This window comes from Pseudomonas sp. GM79, assembly GCF_000282495.1.
Classification (GTDB): Bacteria; Pseudomonadota; Gammaproteobacteria; order Pseudomonadales; family Pseudomonadaceae; genus Aquipseudomonas.
Map to the genome: position 1 here is coordinate 69,846 of NZ_AKJE01000044.1, position 21,616 is coordinate 91,461.

General features: G+C 56.7%; 25 protein-coding genes. 14 read left to right on the forward strand and 11 right to left on the reverse strand.

Translation table 11 applies throughout. The annotated features are described in order from the left end of the window. Positions 1–255 precede the first annotated feature (255 nt). The 3 genes from PMI36_RS15690 (at position 256) to PMI36_RS15680 (ending at position 2,874) form a co-directional block, all read left to right on the forward strand. Positions 256–519, forward strand: a complete 264-nt coding sequence (locus tag PMI36_RS15690) for a DUF2790 domain-containing protein (RefSeq protein WP_008071855.1) — start codon at positions 256–258, stop codon at positions 517–519. 185 nt (positions 520–704) lie between these two features. Then, the gene (locus PMI36_RS15685) at positions 705–977 is read left to right on the forward strand and encodes a hypothetical protein (RefSeq protein ID WP_008071858.1); all 273 of its coding nucleotides are present in this window, start codon (positions 705–707) and stop codon (positions 975–977) included. A 646-nt stretch (positions 978–1,623) separates the two neighbouring features. Then, a complete protein-coding gene (locus tag PMI36_RS15680; protein WP_007905373.1) occupies positions 1,624–2,874 on the forward strand; it encodes a ribonucleotide-diphosphate reductase subunit beta in 1,251 nt (416 codons plus the stop codon). A 72-nt stretch (positions 2,875–2,946) separates the two neighbouring features. On the opposite strand, the gene PMI36_RS0129550 is transcribed toward PMI36_RS15680, so the two are convergent. Together PMI36_RS0129550 and PMI36_RS0129555 are read right to left on the reverse strand one after the other, a co-directional pair. Then, positions 2,947–3,186, reverse strand: a complete 240-nt coding sequence (locus PMI36_RS0129550; RefSeq protein ID WP_032830387.1) for a hypothetical protein — start codon at positions 3,184–3,186, stop codon at positions 2,947–2,949. A gap of 8 nt (positions 3,187–3,194) precedes the next feature. Then, a complete protein-coding gene (locus tag PMI36_RS0129555) occupies positions 3,195–3,683 on the reverse strand; it encodes a hypothetical protein (RefSeq protein ID WP_032830388.1) in 489 nt (162 codons plus the stop codon). A 434-nt stretch (positions 3,684–4,117) separates the two neighbouring features. Between PMI36_RS0129555 and PMI36_RS15675 the strand changes: the two genes are divergently transcribed. The 3 genes from PMI36_RS15675 to PMI36_RS15665 all read left to right on the forward strand — a co-directional run bounded on the left by PMI36_RS15675 (position 4,118) and on the right by PMI36_RS15665 (position 6,840). Continuing rightward, entirely contained in the window at positions 4,118–4,699 is a 582-nt protein-coding gene (locus PMI36_RS15675; protein ID WP_008071861.1) for a BRO-N domain-containing protein, read from the forward strand. A 120-nt stretch (positions 4,700–4,819) separates the two neighbouring features. Next, positions 4,820–5,536 carry an HNH endonuclease gene (locus PMI36_RS15670; protein ID WP_008071863.1) on the forward strand — a complete coding sequence of 239 codons (717 nt, stop codon included), beginning with the start codon at positions 4,820–4,822 and terminating at the stop codon, positions 5,534–5,536. A gap of 317 nt (positions 5,537–5,853) precedes the next feature. Further along, complete coding sequence (locus PMI36_RS15665; RefSeq protein ID WP_008071864.1) at positions 5,854–6,840, forward strand: hypothetical protein; 987 nt, start codon at positions 5,854–5,856, stop codon at positions 6,838–6,840. 48 nt (positions 6,841–6,888) lie between these two features. Here PMI36_RS15665 and PMI36_RS15660 read toward each other — a convergent pair whose 3' ends face one another. The 4 genes from PMI36_RS15660 to PMI36_RS15650 all read right to left on the reverse strand — a co-directional run bounded on the left by PMI36_RS15660 (position 6,889) and on the right by PMI36_RS15650 (position 9,506). After that, complete coding sequence (locus tag PMI36_RS15660; protein WP_032830393.1) at positions 6,889–7,122, reverse strand: hypothetical protein; 234 nt, start codon at positions 7,120–7,122, stop codon at positions 6,889–6,891. Continuing rightward, the gene (locus PMI36_RS30580) at positions 7,119–7,361 is read right to left on the reverse strand and encodes a T6SS effector amidase Tae4 family protein (protein ID WP_081235361.1); all 243 of its coding nucleotides are present in this window, start codon (positions 7,359–7,361) and stop codon (positions 7,119–7,121) included. The genes PMI36_RS15660 and PMI36_RS30580 overlap by 4 nt, the downstream gene beginning before the upstream one ends. Positions 7,362–7,382: 21 nt before the next feature. Beyond that, positions 7,383–8,573: a hypothetical protein gene (locus PMI36_RS15655; RefSeq protein WP_008071870.1), complete on the reverse strand. Its 1,191-nt coding sequence runs from the start codon at positions 8,571–8,573 to the stop codon at positions 7,383–7,385. Positions 8,574–8,687: 114 nt separating this feature from the next. Further along, on the reverse strand, positions 8,688–9,506 hold the full coding sequence (locus PMI36_RS15650; protein WP_008071872.1) for a sulfite exporter TauE/SafE family protein: 819 nt from the start codon (positions 9,504–9,506) through the stop codon (positions 8,688–8,690). A 270-nt stretch (positions 9,507–9,776) separates the two neighbouring features. Between PMI36_RS15650 and PMI36_RS15645 the strand changes: the two genes are divergently transcribed. Beyond that, entirely contained in the window at positions 9,777–10,544 is a 768-nt protein-coding gene (locus PMI36_RS15645) for an AraC family transcriptional regulator (protein WP_008071874.1), read from the forward strand. A 154-nt stretch (positions 10,545–10,698) separates the two neighbouring features. On the opposite strand, the gene bglX is transcribed toward PMI36_RS15645, so the two are convergent. Beyond that, positions 10,699–12,927 (reverse strand): beta-glucosidase BglX, encoded by a 2,229-nt coding sequence (gene bglX / locus PMI36_RS15640; protein ID WP_443216702.1) that lies wholly within the window; start codon positions 12,925–12,927, stop codon positions 10,699–10,701. A gap of 338 nt (positions 12,928–13,265) precedes the next feature. Between bglX and PMI36_RS15635 the strand changes: the two genes are divergently transcribed. Together PMI36_RS15635 and PMI36_RS0129560 are read left to right on the forward strand one after the other, a co-directional pair. Further along, positions 13,266–13,583 carry a helix-turn-helix domain-containing protein gene (locus PMI36_RS15635; RefSeq protein ID WP_008071877.1) on the forward strand — a complete coding sequence of 106 codons (318 nt, stop codon included), beginning with the start codon at positions 13,266–13,268 and terminating at the stop codon, positions 13,581–13,583. A gap of 11 nt (positions 13,584–13,594) precedes the next feature. After that, positions 13,595–13,855 carry an XRE family transcriptional regulator gene (locus tag PMI36_RS0129560; RefSeq protein WP_008071879.1) on the forward strand — a complete coding sequence of 87 codons (261 nt, stop codon included), beginning with the start codon at positions 13,595–13,597 and terminating at the stop codon, positions 13,853–13,855. A gap of 48 nt (positions 13,856–13,903) precedes the next feature. Here the strand turns inward: PMI36_RS0129560 and PMI36_RS15630 are convergent, their stop codons facing one another. Continuing rightward, positions 13,904–14,962: an MBL fold metallo-hydrolase gene (locus tag PMI36_RS15630; RefSeq protein WP_008071881.1), complete on the reverse strand. Its 1,059-nt coding sequence runs from the start codon at positions 14,960–14,962 to the stop codon at positions 13,904–13,906. A 215-nt stretch (positions 14,963–15,177) separates the two neighbouring features. On the opposite strand from PMI36_RS15630, the gene PMI36_RS15625 reads away from it, so the two are divergent. Further along, positions 15,178–15,786, forward strand: a complete 609-nt coding sequence (locus PMI36_RS15625) for a TetR/AcrR family transcriptional regulator (protein WP_008071884.1) — start codon at positions 15,178–15,180, stop codon at positions 15,784–15,786. A 141-nt stretch (positions 15,787–15,927) separates the two neighbouring features. Continuing rightward, complete coding sequence (locus tag PMI36_RS15620; protein ID WP_008071886.1) at positions 15,928–16,473, forward strand: DUF1003 domain-containing protein; 546 nt, start codon at positions 15,928–15,930, stop codon at positions 16,471–16,473. 6 nt (positions 16,474–16,479) lie between these two features. On the opposite strand, the gene PMI36_RS15615 is transcribed toward PMI36_RS15620, so the two are convergent. After that, positions 16,480–17,421, reverse strand: coding sequence for a LysR family transcriptional regulator (locus PMI36_RS15615; protein ID WP_008071888.1), 942 nt, complete (start codon positions 17,419–17,421; stop codon positions 16,480–16,482). Positions 17,422–17,436: 15 nt separating this feature from the next. Between PMI36_RS15615 and PMI36_RS15610 the strand changes: the two genes are divergently transcribed. Then, a complete protein-coding gene (locus PMI36_RS15610; RefSeq protein WP_008071890.1) occupies positions 17,437–18,153 on the forward strand; it encodes a CTP synthase C-terminal region-related (seleno)protein in 717 nt (238 codons plus the stop codon). Positions 18,154–18,298: 145 nt separating this feature from the next. Here PMI36_RS15610 and PMI36_RS15605 read toward each other — a convergent pair whose 3' ends face one another. Further along, positions 18,299–18,625 carry a DUF2025 family protein gene (locus PMI36_RS15605; RefSeq protein ID WP_008071892.1) on the reverse strand — a complete coding sequence of 109 codons (327 nt, stop codon included), beginning with the start codon at positions 18,623–18,625 and terminating at the stop codon, positions 18,299–18,301. Positions 18,626–18,860: 235 nt separating this feature from the next. On the opposite strand from PMI36_RS15605, the gene PMI36_RS15600 reads away from it, so the two are divergent. Both PMI36_RS15600 and PMI36_RS15595 read left to right on the forward strand, forming a co-directional pair. After that, the gene (locus tag PMI36_RS15600) at positions 18,861–19,988 is read left to right on the forward strand and encodes a glycerophosphodiester phosphodiesterase (protein WP_008071893.1); all 1,128 of its coding nucleotides are present in this window, start codon (positions 18,861–18,863) and stop codon (positions 19,986–19,988) included. Further along, on the forward strand, positions 19,989–20,672 hold the full coding sequence (locus PMI36_RS15595; protein ID WP_008071895.1) for a helix-turn-helix transcriptional regulator: 684 nt from the start codon (positions 19,989–19,991) through the stop codon (positions 20,670–20,672). A 1-nt stretch (position 20,673) separates the two neighbouring features. Here PMI36_RS15595 and PMI36_RS15590 read toward each other — a convergent pair whose 3' ends face one another. Next, complete coding sequence (locus tag PMI36_RS15590) at positions 20,674–21,561, reverse strand: sterol desaturase family protein (protein WP_008071897.1); 888 nt, start codon at positions 21,559–21,561, stop codon at positions 20,674–20,676. Between the last annotated feature and the right edge of the window lie 55 nt (positions 21,562–21,616).

Below are 21,616 nucleotides of genomic sequence, written 5' to 3' on the forward strand. Positions count from 1 at the left end.
CTTCGGCAGCTCCTACACGGAAGATAAGGGCGGGCTCTCGGGGATTGTTACCAAATCTGCCAAAAGTGTTTATCAAAAGCACGGCTATATGCACGCCCCCCTCAGGCCTAAAATCGGTCTCGCCAACAAGGCAACGTGATTAACCCAGTTGCAGCCCCCACGAAGGCAGTTAATCCAAGACTCTTTATTAAAGCTCCACACGCAATCCCAAAAAGATTGCGTGACCCCATTCGACCTCAGAAAGGTAAATTTGAAATGAAAGCTTTATGGGTTCTGGTCCTCAGCAGTCTGTGCTTAACCGCCATGGCGGATGAGGTCCCGACTGATGTCGCACAGCAACAACCCGCTATCGAGGAATACACCTACTCCACCCACCTGGACATCGCCAAAGTCATATCGATGAGCGAAATCCCGAATGTCTGCGAAGTGGTTCCAGCCAAAATGGAATACGACGACTCCAAAGGTCAGCGACACATTCTGCGCTACAGCGTCATGGGCAACGGCTGCTCTAACGGCTGATCCGCCCCCCTCTAATTTATCAAGGCTCGACCCATCCCCCCCGCCTTCAAGGCAGATGAAGCGCCGAGCATTACATCTACAAATACGATTGTTTTAAGCGTTTATTTGCGCTTTTTAATCAAAATAGTTGGCGTAGGATGAATTCCACACAAGGCACACACGCCAACGAACCTGGAGATACCACCATGAAAACCAAACTGATCCTCGCCCTGACCCTTTCCGTCCTGGCCGCCAACACCTTCGCCGCCGATGGTTACGACCACACTGGTTCGGCTACTTTCACTGAAGCGGCTGTCGCTTCTGACGGTTACGACCACACTGGCTCGGCCTCTTTCGCTTCCGATGGTTTTGATCACACTGGCGCTGCCAAAGTCGCTGCTGACGGCTTTGATCACACCGGCGCTGCCAAGGTCGCTGCCGATGGTTCTGATCACGTAGGTGCCGCTCGTTTCAGCTGAAAACCGAAAGCGACATCACAGCCCGACTTAGGTCGGGCTTAGTTGTGTCTGGAGTGGTCAAAAATCGACCAAAACCACTACATGTAGTAAAAAATGCCGTTTCTGATTGTTTTTTGAGCAATCCATTTCAAGAACATTTTCAGCCAAAAACTGCCCCCACAAAAACGGCTCCTCTCCCCCGAAAGCCCCGCCCCACCTGGCTTGCAACACAACAGCAGACCATAACCACGCGAACACCCAGCCCTCACCGTCAAAAACCAGCCAAAACAGGCGAAAAAAAAACTTCCTCCGCCAAAGCCCTGTAAACCCTCGCTCCAACCTGAAAACGCCCCTCGCCGACCGCTGCGAGTGCCATTTCGCCGCACCACGGGGCCGAAAATTTCCTTATAATGCGGACTTAAACGGGCCTGCAATATTCCCTTACAGGGGTGAAAAGCCAGTCTGAAGCCCACGCAGAGCGGTTCACGTTTTCTGCGCCCATCGGCGGCTTCGGAACACCCGTACAAAATTCTGTTTATTGCCTGCGTTGTACCGCTGCAACAAACGATTTCCTTTAGATCCAACGCGGCCAGAAACGGCTGTGTGAAAAACCAACCTATCAGTTTTCACACGGGCAATCTGGCCCTCACGCAGGAGACGACACGTCATGCTGAGCTGGGACGAATTCGACAAAGAAGACAGCGGCGAGACCGTGGTAAAAGGCGCCAACGCCGGCCACGCGACTGAAGCCAACATGGACCGACTCGACACCGCTGGTGGTGTCGCCGCTCAAGAAGCTCGCGCTGTTACCGCGACCGACTCTGCCGCAATCGCCCGTGCCAAAGCTGCCCTGGACACCCTCGATGTCGCCGAAGGCCTCGCCGAACTCGAAGGCGCCTCTGCCCGCGTTGCTGTCGACGAAAAGCGCATGATCAACTGCCGTGCCGACCTCAACCAACTCGTACCGTTCAAGTACGACTGGGCCTGGCAGAAGTACCTGGACGGTTGCGCAAACCACTGGATGCCGCAAGAAGTCAACATGACCGCCGACATCGCCCTCTGGAAAGACCCGGAAGGCCTGACCGACGACGAGCGCCGCATCGTGATGCGCAACCTCGGCTTCTTCTCCACCGCCGACTCCCTGGTTGCCAACAACCTGGTCCTGGCCGTGTACCGCCTGATCACCAACCCGGAATGCCGCCAGTACATCCTGCGCCAGGCCTTCGAAGAGGCGATCCACACCCACGCCTACCAGTACTGCATCGAATCGTTGGCCATGGATGAAGGCGAAATCTTCAACATGTACCACGAGATCCCATCGGTCGCGAAAAAAGCCACCTGGGGCCTGAAATACACCCGTTCGATCTCCGATCCAAAGTTCGAAACCGGCACCGTCGAAACCGACAAAGAGCTGCTGCGCAACCTGATCGCCTACTACTGCGTTCTGGAAGGCATCTTCTTCTACTGCGGCTTCACCCAGATCCTCTCCATGGGCCGCCGCAACAAAATGACCGGCGTCGCCGAGCAGTTCCAGTACATCCTGCGCGACGAATCCATGCACCTGAACTTCGGCATCGACGTGATCAACCAGATCAAAATCGAAAACCCGCACTTGTGGGATGCTGAGATGAAGGAAGAAGCGAGCCAGATGATCCTGCAGGGGACTCAGCTGGAGATCGAATACGCGCGGGACACCATGCCTCGTGGGGTGTTGGGCATGAATGCGGCGATGATGGAGGATTACCTGAAGTTTATTGCTAACCGTCGTTTGAGCCAGATTGGTTTGAAGGAAGAGTATCCAGGGACGACTAACCCGTTCCCTTGGATGAGCGAGATTATGGACTTGAAGAAAGAGAAGAATTTCTTTGAGACGAGAGTTATTGAGTATCAGACTGGTGGGGCGTTGAGCTGGGATTGATTCCCGCTGAACCAAGCACTCTTGAAAAGACCGCCGAAAGGCGGTCTTTTTTTATCTATCGAAGACAGCCGATTAGTCATCATTACTATATCGATGCCTGTCAAAAAAAAGTCCTGCACCAAAAGAAATAAGCACGGTCGGTAGAGCGCCAAGATCAAGCCCATCGACCTTCGGTACCACAATAAAAGCAGCCACCCCACCCAAGGCAAAAGCGCTGATACCCAACCATTTCCTGTACCGGTACGGTCTAACGAAAAACCCCAGAATGAGAGCAATACTCAACAATAGCCCGTCGCCCAAATATTCACTCATCGCTTATTTCAACCTTTTGTCTTGATAATCATCGATGAAGTCGAATGCTGGGGCCCTATGCCGCCATTGGTTCTTGCATCCACACTGACAATCACATCACCTGCGTGATAAGTCGGCAACCGCTCGAGCGCAAACATTTGCCCCGCCTTACCAAGCAGTGGGCCAGAAACAAAGCCGTAAGGCAGAACTCGAGCTGCAGCAGCACCGAAGACACCGCCGGTAATATTGGCAATACTCATTCGCTGTTCATTGAGCGTATCAGCGTGCACCCGAGTCAATGGGCTGGATACCCCAACCATCATGATGCAGGGCCGGTTCTTTGCGAGCATTCTGTCGTAGAGATCGACCACCAAATTACTGACTTCAAAATGTGCAATTGTCGTCTCGTACAGATATAGCTCTCTAAGTCGGCCTCGATCACTCGGCTCAACCGTAAAGTGCACGACAACGAAAGAAACTCCATGGCGACCAAAATGCTGACTTCGCTCCTGCTTCACGGATAAGTCCTTTTATTTGAGTAGGGGCATGGATAGTCCTTTATTTTGTGCTGTTGTAGATCATGTTATCGGGGAAACAAAAAGGGCTTACGGAGTTTTCGGACATGTCCTACATACTGCTTATATCCGTAATTCGGAGGTAAGAGCCTGGAGCATTCGAGGGACGAATAGCTTTTCCTCCCTACGCAACGCCGCTAAATCTCCTACAGTATTTACGGCTGCTTCCGCATTGATGCCTATTCAAAGCACCTCTAAGCTCCATTGCAGGTGCCTAAGAAACGCCCAACGTAGAAAGCTTGGTCAATCACACAGATACGCAATTCACCCTTTGGTGGTTTGTCGCTCAAACGTGACGGCTTTGCTCGTTGGGATTTTTTAACTCCACTCTACGTTGGGTCTGGCCCTACCCCTTTTATACGTAGAGGTCACAGACTATGTCTATTCAACTCGCTTCCAGAAATTTATCCACGCCAACGAACATCGAGTGGGAGCCTCTCGCTTCCACCCTATTCACCCGTCAAAACCTCCACCTCCACGCCCTCCTCCTGGAAAATCAGCCATGGTTCTGCGCCCGCGACCTGGGTCGCTTAATGGGTTTCCATTTGAACGATCGTGTAGTCAGCAAATTGGACGAGGATCAGCGACACACTTTGCTGATTAACTACCACGGGCAACCGGAGACGCGGCTAATGCTCAGCGAGTCCGGTGTCTATGCGCTGTTGGTGTATCACTACTCGCCGGGCCATCGGTTGTTGCGTAAGTGGTTAACCCATCAAGTGGTGCCAGCGCTACGTGATGCTAGGCAGTCGAAGAATACAGATCGGCCGATGTTGAGTTTGTTGGATTGGCCGGAGATGTCGTTGAGTCTGTTGCATTGGCAGGATGAAGGCTGGATTCGGCTGCGGGACATGCCTTATCTGTTGCTCAATCGCACACGACGGCGGGTGCCGATGGTTAAGCCTTGGTGGCGGAAGGTTGTGGAGGTATTTCAGTCGTCGAAGCATTCGGTGGGTTAGAGCGACGGTGTATTTGTAGGATCGCTTGAGCGATACGTCGGTCTTTTCTGTAGGAATTTTCGTAGACAGGTGTAATGGCCACTCAGTATCGTCCGAGGGTTTTCAACCCTCGGCGATTGTATGGACATTGAAAAAGAGAAGAACGACTGGAGCGACGAAGAGCTTGAGGCGGCAGTCGAAGGCTACTTGAAGATGTTAGCTATTGAGAAAAGTGACCAAAAGCTCAACAAGGCACATGAAAATCGCCTTTTGCGCGAGGGGGTGCTGATTAATCGCAGCAGAGTCTCCATCGAGTATCGGATGCGTAATATTTCCACCGTACTCCATGATTTGTGCCTGCCGTACATTGTTGGATACCTGCCTGCTAAACATCTTGGCGCTGGCGTAGCCCAGCGCGTACGCGCAGCAATGATTGCAAAAGGTGCTTTCGACCCTGACGACTATGCACCTACCGCGGATGATCAGGAGTTAAACGCCAAGGTTCTCAAGCTTGAACAGCGCGAGATGGTAGGCATCCCTCGCGGTATAGAGAGGCCACAACGGGTGAGCGGCACGACCTCTTCATTTTTACGTGATCCATTAATCAAGGCCTGGGTACTTAAGAATGCCAACGGGATTTGTGAAGGTTGCGGTCAGGACGCACCATTCAAGCTGCCAAATGGATTGCACTTTCTCGAAGTCCACCACGTTAAGCACTTGGTCAACGACGGCCCGGATCGGGTGACCAACGCTGTCGCGCTGTGCCCCAACTGTCATCGTCGCTGTCACTATTCCAGTGATAGGAATGAGTTCACCGCTTCACTTTATAAGAGGGTGGATCGGCTAGAGGATGAGTAGCTGAGCTAAACACTAACCGTGGCGAGGGAGCTTGCTCCCGTTCGGCTGCGAAGCAGTCGCCAAGCAAACAACTTGATCTGTCTGATATACCGCGTTTGCCGGGTTTGGGGCTGCTGCGCAGCCCAGCGGGAGCAAGCTCCCTCGCCACAAGTTGGTGGTCGACTTGGTGACTGTGGTGAATTTGAGAATCGCGGGCAAGCCCGCTCCCACAGGTTTGGCGTGTTGCCATCGATTTGTGGTGTGTTGAAAACAGTCAGTGCAACCCGCCCCGCCTCCCGCTATTAATACCCTTCCCCACTCAAGGACCCGAGCCCGCCATGAAATTCGACCTCGCCTACTGCCTCAGCCTCGACGACAAGCTGTCGATCTATGACGTGCGCGATTTGAATTTTGACGAGACGATGGAGTTCGATTCCGCCAAGGAGCATTTCCAGTGCCCCAACGATACTTGCCGTTCGGCGTTTGATGCGGCCAACGTGTTGGGGACGTTCAACGCCAAGAATGTGAATTACGTGCGCACGCCGCACTTCAAGAACATCCCCAGCACGCGGCATGTTGAGGGTTGTCCTTATGTCAGTCTGAAGACGCCGGCGTCGGGCCTGGAGGCGGACGGTGCGGAATCGGATGACGGTAGGGAGGAGCATTTTCCGTCGGAGTTGCTGCTGACTCGGCGTGAGTATGTACGTAAGCCTGCGAGCCCGGCGGTGGCAGCGGATGTCATGCGGGATGACCCAAAATCAGCTTCAGCGGCCAGTAACGTCGAGCAGCCGATCCGGGAGTCGGCGCCGGACAAGACCAGTGTCTTCGCCCACCCGGTGGAGTGTTTTGTGTCGAACTTCGAGGACAAGGATCTGCTCAAGCGCATGCCGCTGAAGATTGGCGAACACTCGGCGCCTTATGGGTCGTTTTTCAAGAAGATCGAATATCTGCAGGACAATAAGGGGCTGATTTACTGGGGCAAGATCAAGGAGATCAAGGATTACACCCAGAGCTTTCGCATCGATTTCGAGCAGAAGGTCTGGTTCAAGCAACCGGATGAGGCGAAGAAGAAGCCTTATTCGGTGAACGTCTATTTGAGCAAGAAGCTGATCGACAACTACCGCAAGCGCAAAGCGTTTCTGGAGGAGATCAAGCACGCGGTCGACAGTGACGCCGAGTTGTATTGCTTCTTTTATGGGGTGACGCCGGAGTTGAAGCAGGTACCGAGCAAGAAAAACCCCGAACAGACGTTCGGGGTGTTCAGTGCCAATATTGAGAACCTGGATCACTTCATTATTCGTGAAGCGCCGGGGGTTGGCGGGTAAGTAATCGCTGTGGCTGATATTGCGTCGGGACGGGGGCCATCGTGTCGTTCAAACACGTGCTCTGCGCAGATAACGCCGATACAAAACAACCCCCATAACAATCGAAAGCATCCCAACCCCCGCATTACCCAAAAGCCAAATTGCAAAGTTCCGATGTTGGTCCGCTTCACTTTCGTAGAACGGCCCAAAGTAGTCAGACACTGCCACGAATAACAAATTAAATGCCCCAACGGCCAAGGCAACCATAAGGATGACGAACAAGGCCCCTTTAACAATTTTCATATGACCTTCCAAAACCATATTTCCTTCGACTCGTGGTAGTCGGAGAAACTGCCCTCAATGGAAAACCCCAACTGAATACGAGGGTAGCTCAGCCAGTCCGTTAGTCTTCGCCCGTTCCATAGGTCGATATGATCGCCACTGCGATTGCCGATGGTCTCGCTTCCTCGGCGCCAGAAGTCTTTGAAGAAAATGATGCCTTGCTGCCCTTCAAGATCATCCTCGAAGTCCTTCGGCTTTATCGTTTGGCGTCGGGCTAGGGATTAGTCCTGAGGCAGTTCAAGTTTGACCGCGCCGGGATGTTGTTTGACCACGGCATACGGCAGCACTGACCAGCCCGGGTCATCGCAACTGCGTTGCACGCGGGCGAAGTACGGTCCCAGGTACAGGCCTTTTGCGGTGAAGTACCAGTTGGAATAACCCCAAACGCTTTCGTGGGTGTAGTCGCAGCTGTCCTCATCCACCGGCTTCTGCATGTCGTTGGGGTACAGCGCGGTGAATTGCTTGATCAGCCACGGTACGAACACTTCGCGCTGATAGGTGAATCGTGCTTTGCTCTCTTCCTCGGTCAGGGCTGTGTCGCCCGTGCCGTCGCGATCGGCGTGCAGCAGCGGCTTGCCTTTGCCAACCCACAACACATCTTCCAGCGACAGGTTATGACCGGTATGAACGTCGAGGTTGATCGGCGAATTGCCAAAATCCGGGTGAGCGCCGCCGCAGTAATAGCTGGTGGAGATGTTCAGGCTGACCACATCGGGCGACAGGAATTGGGGACTGACACCTTGATCGAACTCGGCATTATCTGACCCCTGCAGCACACAACCGTGGTAGCTGATGACTTCGCTCCAGAGCCGCCCCAACAATTGCTGATTGATTCGCTGCTGGTCGGCTTTCGGGTAGCCGGACTCGACGCTGAACATGGAGAGACTGGACTCGGGCTGCGTCCACCATTGCAGGTCGTAACCCATGAAGGACTCTTTCTTGCCCGGTTTGAGCTTCAAGCCTTGCAGGCGCAGATATTCGTAGGGGTCGCTTTTCGGCAGCGCGGCGATGAAGGGCAATGTGTCTGCCGCCGGTGTCGGGAGCTTGGCCTCGGTCAACTGCATTTGCAGAATTTTGCCCTTGGGGCTTTTCCATTCGCCCTGCCAGCCGTTGGCCGTTTCTTGCAGCTTCAGGATTGGCAGGGGTTTGTCGTCACCGTAGCGGTTGTTGCCTTCGGTTAGCGTCAGGTTTTTTTCTTGCAGCGAGCCGCTCAGCTCAAGGTCGCGATGGTATTTCTCATAGAAGTAGCGGCCGGTGACTCCGTTCTCCTCGCTGGTATTGAGTTCCAGCACAATCGGCATCTTGCCCAGCGTGCCGGTGAACACTCGTCTCCCACCCTCGGCATGAGCAGTGGAACACAACATGAGTAACAACGCGGCGACTGGCGCGAGGCGTAACAATCCTTTGAGCATTGATCGATCCCTGAATAAGTCGGAAGCAGCGCCGGGCAGATTGAAGGCGGCGCAGGTTGAACGAGGACGGATTATGGCGAGGTTGCAGGGGGGAATCGAGCCTCATTGCACGCCTCACTTCATCGCCATGCTGAGCATCACTACCACCAGCAAACCAATATAAACCCGCGCATGCACCCGATCCGGTATCCGCCCGATCCACGGCGTCGCCAGCCGAATGCCTAGCACCGATCCAACCGTCAACACCGCAAACGCCAGCACATCTACATAACCGACAAACCACATCCCAAGATCAAACTCGGTAAACCCCGCCATCGCCATGTAAGTCAGCGTCCCGACCACTGCAACCGGCAGACTCAACGGATTGGCCATCGACGTAGCCTTAGACATGCTCAGCCCACAACGCCGCAGCAACGGCACGGTCATGACGCTGCCGCCCACGCCGAGAAACGTGGCGATGGTGCCGATGCCTACACCGCCGCCAGACATTTCTGCCCTGCCCAATCGCCGTGGGATTACAGCGTCGGACTGTGTGAGAAATCCGCGTCGGAACAGGCAGTCCAGAATCGTCACGCCGAGGTAGGCGATGAAGGCAAAACGAATCAACTCGCCACTTGCCCACATCGCTGCAACGGCGCCGATGATCGCGCCCAAACCGATGAACCCGCCCAATGGCCACAGGTAATGGCGAATGAGGTTTCCGGCGCGGTGATGCTTTGCGCTGGCGATCAGGGCGTTGACGATCATCACGCAGGTCGAGGTGGCCACGGCGATGTGCATCGCCGATTGACTGATGGGGTCGTCGGCGCCGTGACTGGCCGTGAGCATGCGGTACAGCAAGGGCACGACGACGAAGCCGCCACCGAAGCCGAACAGCACGGCGGTGACGCCGGTCATGCAGCCGAAGAGTGCCAGCAAGAGGTAGAAGAACATCGCGCATCGTCCGTTGGTTGAGAGTGGTCGACGATAGAGCGATGGGGCTTGGCCTATCGCCGGTAAGTTAAGTAAGAGCAATCCATGTGGGAGCGGGCTTGCTCGCGAAAGCGGTGTGTCAGGCGACATTAATGTTGGCTGTGCCGCCGTCTTCGCGAGCAAGCCCGCTCCCACATGGATTGCTCTTAACTTACGGGTATTAGGGCTTGGCCTGCTTCAGCAAGTCAGCCAATAATGTTTGCGTTTACGCCAACCGCTGGATACCGCTCGATGCGCAATGTTTCGATTGATCTGCTGGACGACACGCCACGGCGGGTGGTGGCCCTCGGCACGGATTACCCCGACGGTCATCGGTTGCCGCGCCATACCCACCGGCGGGCGCAGTTGTTGTACGGCGCCACGGGGGTGATGCAGGTGAGCACGCACGACGGCAATTGGGTGGTGCCGCCGCAGCGGGCGGTGTGGATTCCGCCGGGGGTGGCGCATGAGGTGTTGATGCTGGGGGTGAGCACTCGCAGCTTGTACATCGAACCGGGGGCGGTTGATTTGGGCAATCGTTGTCAGGTGATCAGTGTTTCGCCGTTGATGCGGCATTTGCTGATGGAGGCGGTGGAGGTTGCGTTGGAGTACGACGAGGCCGGGCGCGATGGTGCGCTGATCGACTTGCTGCTGCACGAGTTGGCCCGTAGTGCTCACTTGCCGTTGCACATTCCGCTGCCTATGGATTCGCGGCTGCTTGGGTTGTGTCAGATGTTTCTCCAGCAACCGAACGCTCATCAATCGCCGCAACACTGGGCTGATCAGTTGCATATCAGTTTGCGTACGTTTAATCGTCTGTTCCGCCAACAGACCGGGCTGAGTTTCAGTCAATGGCGACAGCGGGCCTGTGTGGTGCTGGCTTTGGCGCGGCTGGCGGTGGGCACGCCGGTGACGCGGATTGCCCTGGATTTTGGCTACGACAGCCCGGCGGCGTTCTCGACGATGTTTCGTCGTGTGTTGGGGCAGGCACCGTCCGTTTGGTTGGAGGGGGCGAAATAGAGAGCTCGCGGCAACCGCAGAACCTGTGGGAGCGTGGCTTGCCCGCGAAGAACGATGACGCGTAATACCTGAAAAACCGCGGTGCATTCTTCGCGGGCAAGCCACGCTCCTACAGGTGCTGCGCTTGGCACTTCATTTTCTTTACTGATCGGCCTTAGCCACTGCCTTGTTCTGACAGCAACTCAAAACTCTGTTCCTTCACATCCTGGGAATCCAGACCGATTTGCACCCGGAATTCGCCCGGCTCGGCGGCGTATTCCAATTGGGTGTTGAAGAACTTCAAGTCGTTCTCATTAATGCTGAAGTGGACCGCTTTCTCTTCTCCGGCCTTGAGCATGATTTTTTGAAAGTTCTTCAGTTCTTTGACCGGACGGCTGACAGAGCCAACGACATCGCGGATATACAGCTGAACCACCGTTTCGCCGTCGCGCTGACCAGTGTTCTTGACCATGACGCTGGCGACGAGGTTGTCGGTCTTGCTCAGTGTGGTCGAGGACAGGGCCATGTCGGTCAGGCTGAAGTCGGTATAGCTCAGCCCAAAGCCGAAGGGGTAAAGCGGACCGTGGGATTGATCGAAATATTGCGACGTGTAGTTGCGAAGCGCACCCGCTATGTAGGGGCGACCGGTGTTCAAGTGGCTGTAGTAATTGGGGATCTGCCCCACGGAGCGTGGAAAGGTGATGGGTAATTTGCCGGACGGGTTGTAGTCGCCGAACAACACATCGGCAACGGCGTTGCCTCCCTCGGAGCCGCTGTACCAGGTTTCCAGAATTGCATCGGCCTGTTTCTGCTCCTTGCCGATGGACAGTGGCCGACCGTTCATCAACACCAGTACCAGCGGTTTGCCGGTGGCTTTCAGGGCGGTGATCAATTCACTCTGGCGCCCAGGCAGGTCGAGGCTGGTTCGACTGGCCGCTTCATGAGACATGCTGCGGGGCTCGCCTACCACTGCGATCACGACATCGGCTTGCTGTGCAGCCTTCACCGCTTCATCAATCATTTCTGCTGCCGGACGCGCGTCATTCTCGATTTTGGACACGCCCTGGTATTCCAGGTATTTAACGACCTCCTGATCCTCTTCGAGATTGGCGCCTCGGGCATAGATCAGCGAGCCCTGGGTCATTGCGTTTTTCAGCCCGTCATAAATCGTCACCGATTGCTCGGCCACGCCGCTTGCAGACCAACTCCCCATGATGTCGACGGCACTTTTTGCCAATGGGCCTATGAGTGCGATCACGCCCTCTTTTTTCAGCGGCAAGAGGCCGTTTTCATTCTTGAGCAGCACCAATGTCTTGCGTGCTACTTCACGGGCCTGGGCTCTGTGCAGACGGTGTTCGGCGTTGTTATCAGCGGGGTCTTCACTGGCAATGCCGATGCGCCGGTAAGGGTCTTCGAACAGCCCCATGTCGTACTTGGCCCCCAGCACTTCCCGCACTGCGTTATCGATATTGCTCTGGGAAATAGCGCCCGACTCAAGCAGCCCCTGTAGCTCCGGACCATAGGAGAAGTCGTTCATGCTCATATCGACGCCGGCCTTGATCGCGAGCCTGGCGGCTTCGCGGTGATTCTTCGCCACGCCATGCTGAACCAGATCGTTTATCCCGTTGTGGTCGCTGATGACCAGTCCCTTGAAGCCCCATGCTTTGCGCAGCAGGTCTTGCATCAACCAGGCGTTGGAAGCGGCTGGCACGCCATTTATCGAGTTAAGCGCGACCATCATCGCCCCCGCGCCCCCCTCAATTGCCGAACGATAAGGTGGCAGGTAATCCTGATGCATTCTGGCCAGGCCCATGTCGACGCTGTTGTAGTCGCGCCCACCCTCGACAGCCCCATACAACGCAAAATGTTTGGCGCTGGCCATGATGCTGTCGGGTGCATTCGGGCTTGCGCCCTGGTAGGCCTGAACCATCGCTTTGGCAATGCGCGAAACGAGGTAGGTGTCTTCGCCAAAGCCTTCGGAAGTGCGTCCCCAGCGAGGATCCCGGGCGATATCTATCATCGGGGCGAAGGTCAGGTCGATACCGTCCGCACTGGCTTCTTTTGCCGCTATCCGACCGCTTAGCTCAATAGCGCCAATGTCCCAACTGGAGGCCAACGCCAGACCAATGGGGAAAATGGTTCGATGGCCGTGTATCACGTCCCAGCCGAAAAACATCGGGATTTTCAGGCGGCTTTGTTGAGACGCGTCCTGCATGGGGCGGTTTACGAAACGGCTTACAGAGCCGTAGGTACCACCGATTCGCCCGGCGGCGATCTCTTCGCGTATTTTTTCGGGCGTCATCTTTTCATCAATAGCGATCAGCCGCAGTTGGCCGATTTTTTCCTCCAGGGTCATTTGATTTATCAGGTCGCTGACAAAGGCCTCTTTGCTCAACGATGCCATATCAGCCGCGACGGGCAAGCTTGTAAAACCGATCAGGGCACATAACAGACGTAGTCTTTTCATGATTCCCTTCCCTGCATAACGCTGTGGCGCACTGCGTCATAAACGCCACCTTCCCTGAATTGAAAATCAGAAAGCTGACGTTCAATCATTGCTGCTCACGGGCGTTGAAAGCCTTGAGCTTTCAGGTTCCCGCATAGAAACAGCGTAGTCGCTCCCCAGCGCCTGCCGGAGCAAAAAATAGAATCGATCAAAAAAATGAGTTTGATCCGGGACCAAAACAACTGTACAAAAACACAGTATATTTTGAATCGGCACTCTCGAGCCCGGAGAACACCATGGCCACTCTTGCGATGAAAATCACCCTGGAACGTATCGCCCTCTTCCAGTTCACCCCCGCCCACTGTGCCCAGGCCCGAGCGATGCTGGGCTGGAGTGTTGAAGAGTTGTCCGAGGAATCCGGGGTTTCCATTGACGCCATTCAGCGCTTCGAGGCAGAACGCGATGTGCTCGATGTCACCCGGCTGGCGTTGGCGTATCGGTTTGAGTCGCAAGGCCTGGTGTTCTTCCCGGGATTTGCACCGGGCAGAGGGATGAATGTGAGAGGGTCGACACCGGATCCGGTGGGGCGGGCGGATTATGCAATGGTTGAGTGAGGTGTCAGCGAATGAATGAAATCGATGGAAACAACCGCTGCGTTCATGAGGCGCCGGGCTATCCCGAGGCGGGTGAGATGCGAGCCAAAGCCGGACACGTTATGAAGATTGGCCTGCTCCTCCAAAACGGTCGGCTGAGCAAGACTGAGGCCGCGCAAAGGCTCGGATTGTCTCAGGAAGAACTGGACGAATTACTGAGTGGAAAATTCCGCGATTTGACCGTGGCAAAAATCTCGGAATATCCAAACCTGCTACTGGATGAACGTAGATAAATCCAGAACTCGGGCCGCTCCCACGGCAAGCGGCCCGGCAGCACAACATCAAGCGTTCTGAGGCGCCGCCTGATTGCTTTCACCTTCCAACCCAAACCACCACGCACTACCCCGTTGCGGATACATCACGTTGAACGCTTCGCCCATCTGCGGCGTGGTGATCGACACGTTCCGCTCCCAGGCCAATGCCAAAATACGGTCGAAGGGTTCGTACCAGGCGTGCATCGACAGGTCGAAGGTGCCGTTGTGGATCGGCAGCAGCCAGCGCCCTTTAAGGTCGATGTGCGCCTGCAAGGTTTGCTCGGGCTGCATGTGAACATGCGGCCACTCGACGTTGTAGGCGCCGGTTTCCATGAGTGTGAGGTCGAACGGGCCGTACTGTTCGCCAATGCGTTTGAAGCCGTCGAAGTAGCCGCTGTCGCCACTGAAGAAAATCCGCGTGTCGCCGTCGATCATTACCCACGACGCCCAAAGGGTGCTGTTACCGTCGAACAGGCCACGACCGGAAAAGTGCTGCGAAGGGGTGGCGACGAATTGAAGGCCATCGACCTCGGTGCTCTGCCACCAATCCAGTTGGCGCACTTTGCTGGCATCGATTCCCCATTTGATCAGGGTGTCGCCCACACCCAGCGGGGTGAGGAAGTATTGCGTTTTGTCCGCCAGTTTGAGCACGGCCTGATAATCAAGGTGGTCATAGTGATCGTGGGACAGGATCACCGCTTCAATCGGTGGCAGGTCTTCGAGGCTGATCGGTGGCTGATGGAAACGCTTCGGGCCGGCCCATTGCACTGGCGAGGCGCGCTCGGCGAAGACCGGGTCGGTGATCCAGAATTTGTCTCGCAGTTTCAGCAGTACAGTGGAATGACCAAGGCGATAGACGCTGTGGTTGGGCGCAGCGATCAACGCTGCCTGGGTCAGGGTTTGCACCGGGACGGGAGCGGACGGACGGGTGTCGCGCGGTTTGTGGAAGATGATGTTCCACAGGATGCGCAAGGTTTTGCGAAAGCCTTCGCGCTTTACCGGTACATGATTTCGATACTGCCCTTGCGCCTGTCGTGAAGCTTCAGGCGTTGAGGCGTTATCCGCTGGAGAAGTTAAAGTGGCCATGACTGAATGACTCCAGGAAAACCGCAGTTCGCGATTTTCCCCCTTGGGGACGATAGATGGCCAAAGCACGCACGCATCAGCCGCAGATTCTATTTTTTACTGGGCAGGATTAACAAAACATTACACTGCACAGTGTAGTTTCAAGGTTGCATCAAAGCCGTTCACAAGTAAACTGCCAAGTGTAGTTCTCCACTTCTTCCTGCCTAAGCGTATTTATGACAGCTCCACAACGCCTCACCGACCGTAAACGCGAAGCCATCATCCAGGCGGCGATTGCTGAATTCCGTGCCAATGGTTTCGACATCACCAGCATGGACAAGATCGCCGCCACCGCAGGCGTGTCTAAGCGCACCGTGTACAACCACTTCCCGAGCAAGGAAGAGTTGTTCGCCGAAATCCTCAATCAACTGTGGGCGCGGGTAACGGCCGAACAGGAAACCGCCTACCGCCCTGACCTGCCCCTGCGCGACCAGCTGCGTCGGATGTTGCAGGCGAAATTGCAGATGCTGGCCGATGACAATTTTCTCGACCTGGCGCGAGTGGCGATCGCCGCCACCATCCATTCTCCCGAGCGCGCACAGAACATGGTTGCCCGAATGGGTGAACGCGAAGAAGGAGTGACTGTATGGATTCGCGCCGCTCAGGCCGATGGCCGATTGAAACCGGTCGCACCCGAATTCGTCGCACAACAGGTCCAGGGATTGCTCAAGTCCTTTGCGTTCTGGCCGCAGATCTCCATGGGCCAGCCAGGCTTGTCGCCCGAGATGCAGCACACCGTTGTGGAGTCGGCCCTAGACATGTTTCTGGCCTGTTATGAGCTCTGAATCGGGTTGCAAAAAATGACAATGTCCGCCGCGTTATCGCTGACCGATCGCTGTAAGTAGAAACACCGAAATGTGTTTCAGAATGAAACTGGCGCCGGGGCTATAGTGAGCTTCAGTCCCAGCGGCCATGCAGAGAGCACCATGAGCACCCCGACCCGCGAAATCGAAACCGAACCCACTGGCCCCGTCGATCACCTGCGCTTCCATCGCCCTCACGCTCATCTGGCACCTACTTTCGGTACCGACCGTTTTGCCCTGCGCGCCGAGGCCTTTGCGCGATTCTTCGGCACGCCGACTTTTCTCGGCGCCCAAACCCTGATTGTGGTGGTCTGGATTTGTCTGAACCTGTCCGGCGTGACCGATTTCGATGTGTACCCGTTCATCCTGCTTAACCTGGCGTTCAGCCTGCAAGCGGCCTATGCCGCGCCGCTGATTCTGCTGGCCCAGACGCGCCAGGCGGCGCGGGACAAGGCCCAGTCAGACGCCGATGCGCGACATCGTGAAGCCTTGGCCGTGGCCAACAGCGATCGTCAGGCCCAGGCCGCGCGACACACCGCGCAACTGTTGGAACTGCTGGAGCAAAACACCCGGCTTACCGAAATCACCAAAACCCTGACCGAGCGTATCGAAAGTCTGACGTCGGAAATGCATCAACACTTCGTAGGCAAAGAGCCACCGAAGGCGTGATCCGACTCAAGGCAACTTCAGCGCGCGCCCCAATTCATCGAACAACGTCACCACCGAGCGCAATGCGCGGCAGTCTGGGCGAGTCAGCAGCCACAGGGCCGTGTCGTAACCGTGCAAGGGCTCGGTCAACGGTTGCAGTCCGTCACCGATGAGGAAGTCTGGCAACGCCGCGACACCCAGCCCGGCCCGCACTAACTCGGTCACTGACAACATGCTGTTACAGCGATAACCAGGCGTCACGCCAGGCAACTGCTGACGCCGCCATGCGACGGTGGGGTGATCGGGCAAGAAGTCGTCCGGGGCGATCCAGGTCAATGCAACCAGGTCGTGGGAATCGACTGATTGCAGATAGGCCTCGCTGGCACAGACCCGGTAGGAAATATCCGCCAACCGCCGACCCACCAAATGTTCGGGCGGTGTGCGGGTCAAGCGCAAGGCGATGTCGGCGTCGCGACGGCTGAGATTGGCGAAGTCGTTGGAGGTGCAGAGTTCAATGGTCAGCGCCGGATAGGACGGCATGAACCGCGCCAGCGCCGGCAACAACAAACTTTGCAGGACTGAATCGGTGCACGTCAGGCGCACAGTGCCGCTGATGATTTCACCGCCCTTTTCCACGCCAATGCGCGCCGCCTCCAGCGCTTGTTCGGCGCGCTCAGCCTGCTCGGCCAGGGTCTGCGCCAGCGTGGTCGGCAGGTAACCGGCGCGGCTCTTCTCGAACAGTTGCTGACCCAACGCGGCTTCCAGTCGGCGGACGGCGCGAAACACCGTCGACACGTCGACTTTCAACAACGCCGACGCCCGGGCCAGAGAGCCGCCGCGCACCAGGGCGAGGATCAGGGACAGATCCGGGTAGTCCAGTCGATAGTGCGTCGGTGCATTGATCACTTGGGATAACGCCAATATAGATTGCGTGAACGCCAATCTATAGTGGGTGCCAGGAATCAACAAGCGTCGAGATCACTCATGGAAACCCGCGCCATCCGCATCGCCCTGATCGGCGATTACGACCCACAGGTCACCGCCCACCAAGCCATTCCCGTCGCCCTCGGCATGGCCGCCGAACACTCAGGCCAAGACATACAGTTTCAATGGTTGGCCACCAACAGCATCAATGCCGAGACGCCACTGGATGATTTCGATGGTTTCTGGTGCGTGCCCGCCAGCCCTTATCGCGACATGGACGGCGCGTTACGGGCGATCCGTTTTGCCCGCGAGCAGCAGCGACCTTTCCTCGGCACCTGCGGCGGTTTTCAGCACGCGGTGCTTGAATTCGCCCGTAACGTTCTGGGCTGGAGCGATGCCGAACACGGCGAGACCTCGCCCGACGCGACGCGGGCGTTGCTCACGCCGCTGACCTGTTCGCTGGTGGAAGCCGTCGACAGCATTCATTTGGTTGAAGGCTCGTTGATCGCCAAGGCGTACGAAGACGCTGAAATTCGCGAGGGATATCGCTGCCGTTATGGGGTGAATCCTGAGTTTGAACAGGAGCTACTGAAACAACAGTTGCACGCGGTGGGCCACGATTCAACGGGAGGGCTGCGGGCGGTGGAGCTAAAAGATCATCCGTTCTTTGTCGCAACGCTGTTCCAACCGGAACGCGCCGCGCTTAAGGGTGTTCGGCCGCCGTTGGTCCAGGCGTTGATCGAGGTCTGTGCGCGGGCGTATGCGTTCAAGCAATAAATGACGCGGTGTTGTGGAGGCCGTCTTCGCGAGCAAGCCCGCTCCCACATTTGATCTCGGGCGTTCACGGATTTTGTGTACGCATAAGATCCACTGTGGGAGCGGGCTTGCTCGCGAAGAGGCCCTGACAGCCAGTACAAAACCCTCAACCCCGCACCAAACTCCTCACCGCCGAAATCTGCGGCACTTCCCGCCGGTTCATGTACACCCGCAGCGGCTCGGTGATGTTGATCCGGTCGTCGATGTTCTGGTCCAGCAGCAACTGGATCAGTTCTCGCTTGAGCGTCATGGTCTGCTTGGGGCCGGGAGCCCAGACGAATTCACTGGTGGGGATGATGCCGTCATCAGCCACGTCCATGCCGAACGAGTCTTCGCTGAAGCGCACGATGTACTGGCCGGTCTTGCGATTGAGGCCGACGAAGCCTTTGAGTTGGTCGGCGGCCTGGCAAATGAGCTGGGAAGTGATGCGCATGATAAACCTCACAAAAGGTCGCAAAGGACCGGTGATCGATGGTTTACACGCAGGGCAAGCGAACGGGTTTCCCTCTGCCGGGGAAATAGCCGGGGCCAAGAGTACTGCAAAGAACCGCACAAATGCGCTGAAAAAACTCCTTTAAACACGTTTATGTCGGTCTGGCGATAGCGCAAGCGGCGCTCAGTTGTTAAAAGATACGTCTTTGAAAACCCATCGCAAAAGGACTTCGAGCATGCCTGTTAACTTCACCAAGAGCGCCTTGCTGCTGAGCCTGATGCTCGGCCTCGGCCAGGCACAGGCCACCAACGAACCAGGCCCCACCGCACTGGCGACCCGTCTGGGCATTCCGCACCCGGCGGTGATCGCCCATCGCGGCGCGTCTTTCGATGCACCGGAATCCACCGCTGCGGCCTACAAACTGGCCCGTGATCTGGGTGCCGATTACCTGGAATTGGACCTGCAACGCAGCAAGGATGGTGTGCTGTTCGCCCTGCACGACAACAACCTGCAACGCACCACGGATGTCGCCACCAAGTTCCCTGAGCGCAAGGACAGCCTGGCCAACGAATTCACTATCGCCGAACTCAAAACCCTGGATGCCGGCAGCTGGTTCAACCGCGCTTACCCGGATCGCGCGCGTCCGGGCTACGCGGGTCTGAAGATCCTGACCCTGGACGAAATCATCGACATCGCCCAAGGCAACCCGCTGCACAAGCCGGGCCTGTACATCGAAACCAAAGAGCCGAAGCAGTTTCCCGGCATCGAGCGCGACCTCAAGGAGAAACTCCAGGACCGCGGCTGGCTGAGCCCGGTCGGTTCGAAACTGGCGAAGAGCGAACTGGCCGTCGGCCAGGGTAAAGGCAAGGTGGTGTTGCAAACCTTCGAGAAGAGCAGCCTCGAACTGCTTGAGAAGGAAATGCCGCAAGTGCCGAAAATCCTGCTGCTGTGGGTGGGCGAAGGCAGCATCGAGCCGAAATCCAAAGTGACGTTCGCCGAATCCGGTGACAAGGATAAAGCGACCTACTACGCCAGGCAGGAACCGAAAGACAAAGCCGAATTCCAGCAATGGGTCGAGTACGCCAAGGCCCAGGGCGCCATCGGTACCGGCCCTTCGGCCGCACTGACCAAGGGTGGCGATCAGAGCTATTCCGACCTGGTACAACCGTGGATGAACCAGTACACCCACGATCAGGGCCTGCTGGTGCATGTCTACACTATCGACGATGCGGTGGATTATCAGAAAGTGGCGGATGCGGGGGTCGATGGCATCTTCACCAACCGCGCCAGCGAGCTGCTGAAGTTCTATAAGCGTCCGGCGGCGGCGAGTGTTGCGCAGTTGTTGCAGAACAACGGTTACTGAGTGACGCAAAATACCGAGTGGACAGGCCACCTGTGGTTAGGGCGTGATTATGGTCTGATCCACGGAAAGCTGGGGCGCACTGCGCCCCATGCCCATTACGCCCATCAACTGATCCTGGCCCCTGATCGACCGGTCACCGTCAATCTCGACGGCGTGAACCAAACGGCCCATCGCCTATTCATCCCCTCTCAAATCTGCCACTCCATTGTCGAGGCGCCGGATGTGGTGTTCACGGTCTATGCAGAACCACTCATGTTCGACAACCAGGTGCTGAACAACGTCGTCTTCAAGGCCGCATTGTCCCTTGAAAGCCTCGACCACGCCGTTCGCCATTGTCCACGCCGATCCCTTGGCGATCCTCGGATCGAGCGCGCCTTGTCCACCCTCGACGGGTTGCTGACGACCAAGGTGCCGGCAAGCGCATTGGCTGCCGAGGCACACCTGTCCTTAAGTCAATTGCAACGGCTGTTCGCCAGCCACCTCGGCCTGCCTGTGCGCAGGCTGGTGCTATGGCGGCGACTGCGGCTGTCGATGGTGCTGATCCTGGCCGGCAGCGCCGTGACTGACGCCGCGCACGAGGCCGGGTTTGCCGATTCTGCGCACTTCTCCCGGAGCCTGAAAAAGCTCTTCGGCGTGACCGCTCGCCAAGCGTTGCAACACATCGATCTGCGTCTACTGGCTTGATTCAGCGCCGCAACGGCTCAGGTACCGCGGGTTCTTTGCTCAATGACACCGGCCCGAACGGGTCCAGCAGTTGCGCTACGTAGTCCCGAGGGAAGTCTGGTCGGCTGCCGATGCCCAGGTCGCCCTGACGGATTTCATAATACGTCGTGTAGAACCCGGTCCCCAGAAGCCAGTCCCACAGGTTGAAGAACAAGGCGAAATTCACGTCGCCGGCCCGTCCATATTTCATGTGATGAAAGCGATGCACCGGCGCCCAGGCGAATATCCAGCGCAAATACCCCAGCTGCATATCGACATTGGAATGTTGCAGCAGCAACTGGATGGCGATGGCAAATGCCAGCAGTGCCGCCACGTCCAGCGGGATGCCCAGCAGCAACAATGGCAACAGCCCCGCAGAGGCTTCCAGCAGTTGATGCAACGGATGTTTCATCAAGCCATTGAAACCGTATAGCCGTTGAACGCTGTGATGCACCGCATGCAGACGCCACAACCACTGCACGCGGTGGCTGGCGTAGTGCATCAGGCTGAGACCGGCGTCGGCGATGAAAATCGCCAGCGCCAGTTGCAACCACAGCGGCCACCCCCTTGGCCATGCCCCGTCGAACGACAGCAGCGCCACCAGGCCCGGTAACGCCAGCAAACCGAGAGCATTCAACGCCTCGTTGACCAACCCGTGAACGATGTCACGAGCGCGATCACCGACCGAGCGATTCCAGCACACCTCATAGGGTAAAGCCCATTCGGCCAGAAACGACAGGGCCAGGGCTGCGAGAAACAGCGGCAACAACCACCCCTCTCTTAACCCGGCAACTCCCGTTAGCCAAAGGCTGGCCCCAATAAATCCGCCCCAGAACGCTGGGGCATAGATCCGCGCAAAGATGTATTTCATCACCACCTCCATTGATCGAGGTCGCAGCATGAAAGATTGTCGGGATGACGGAATT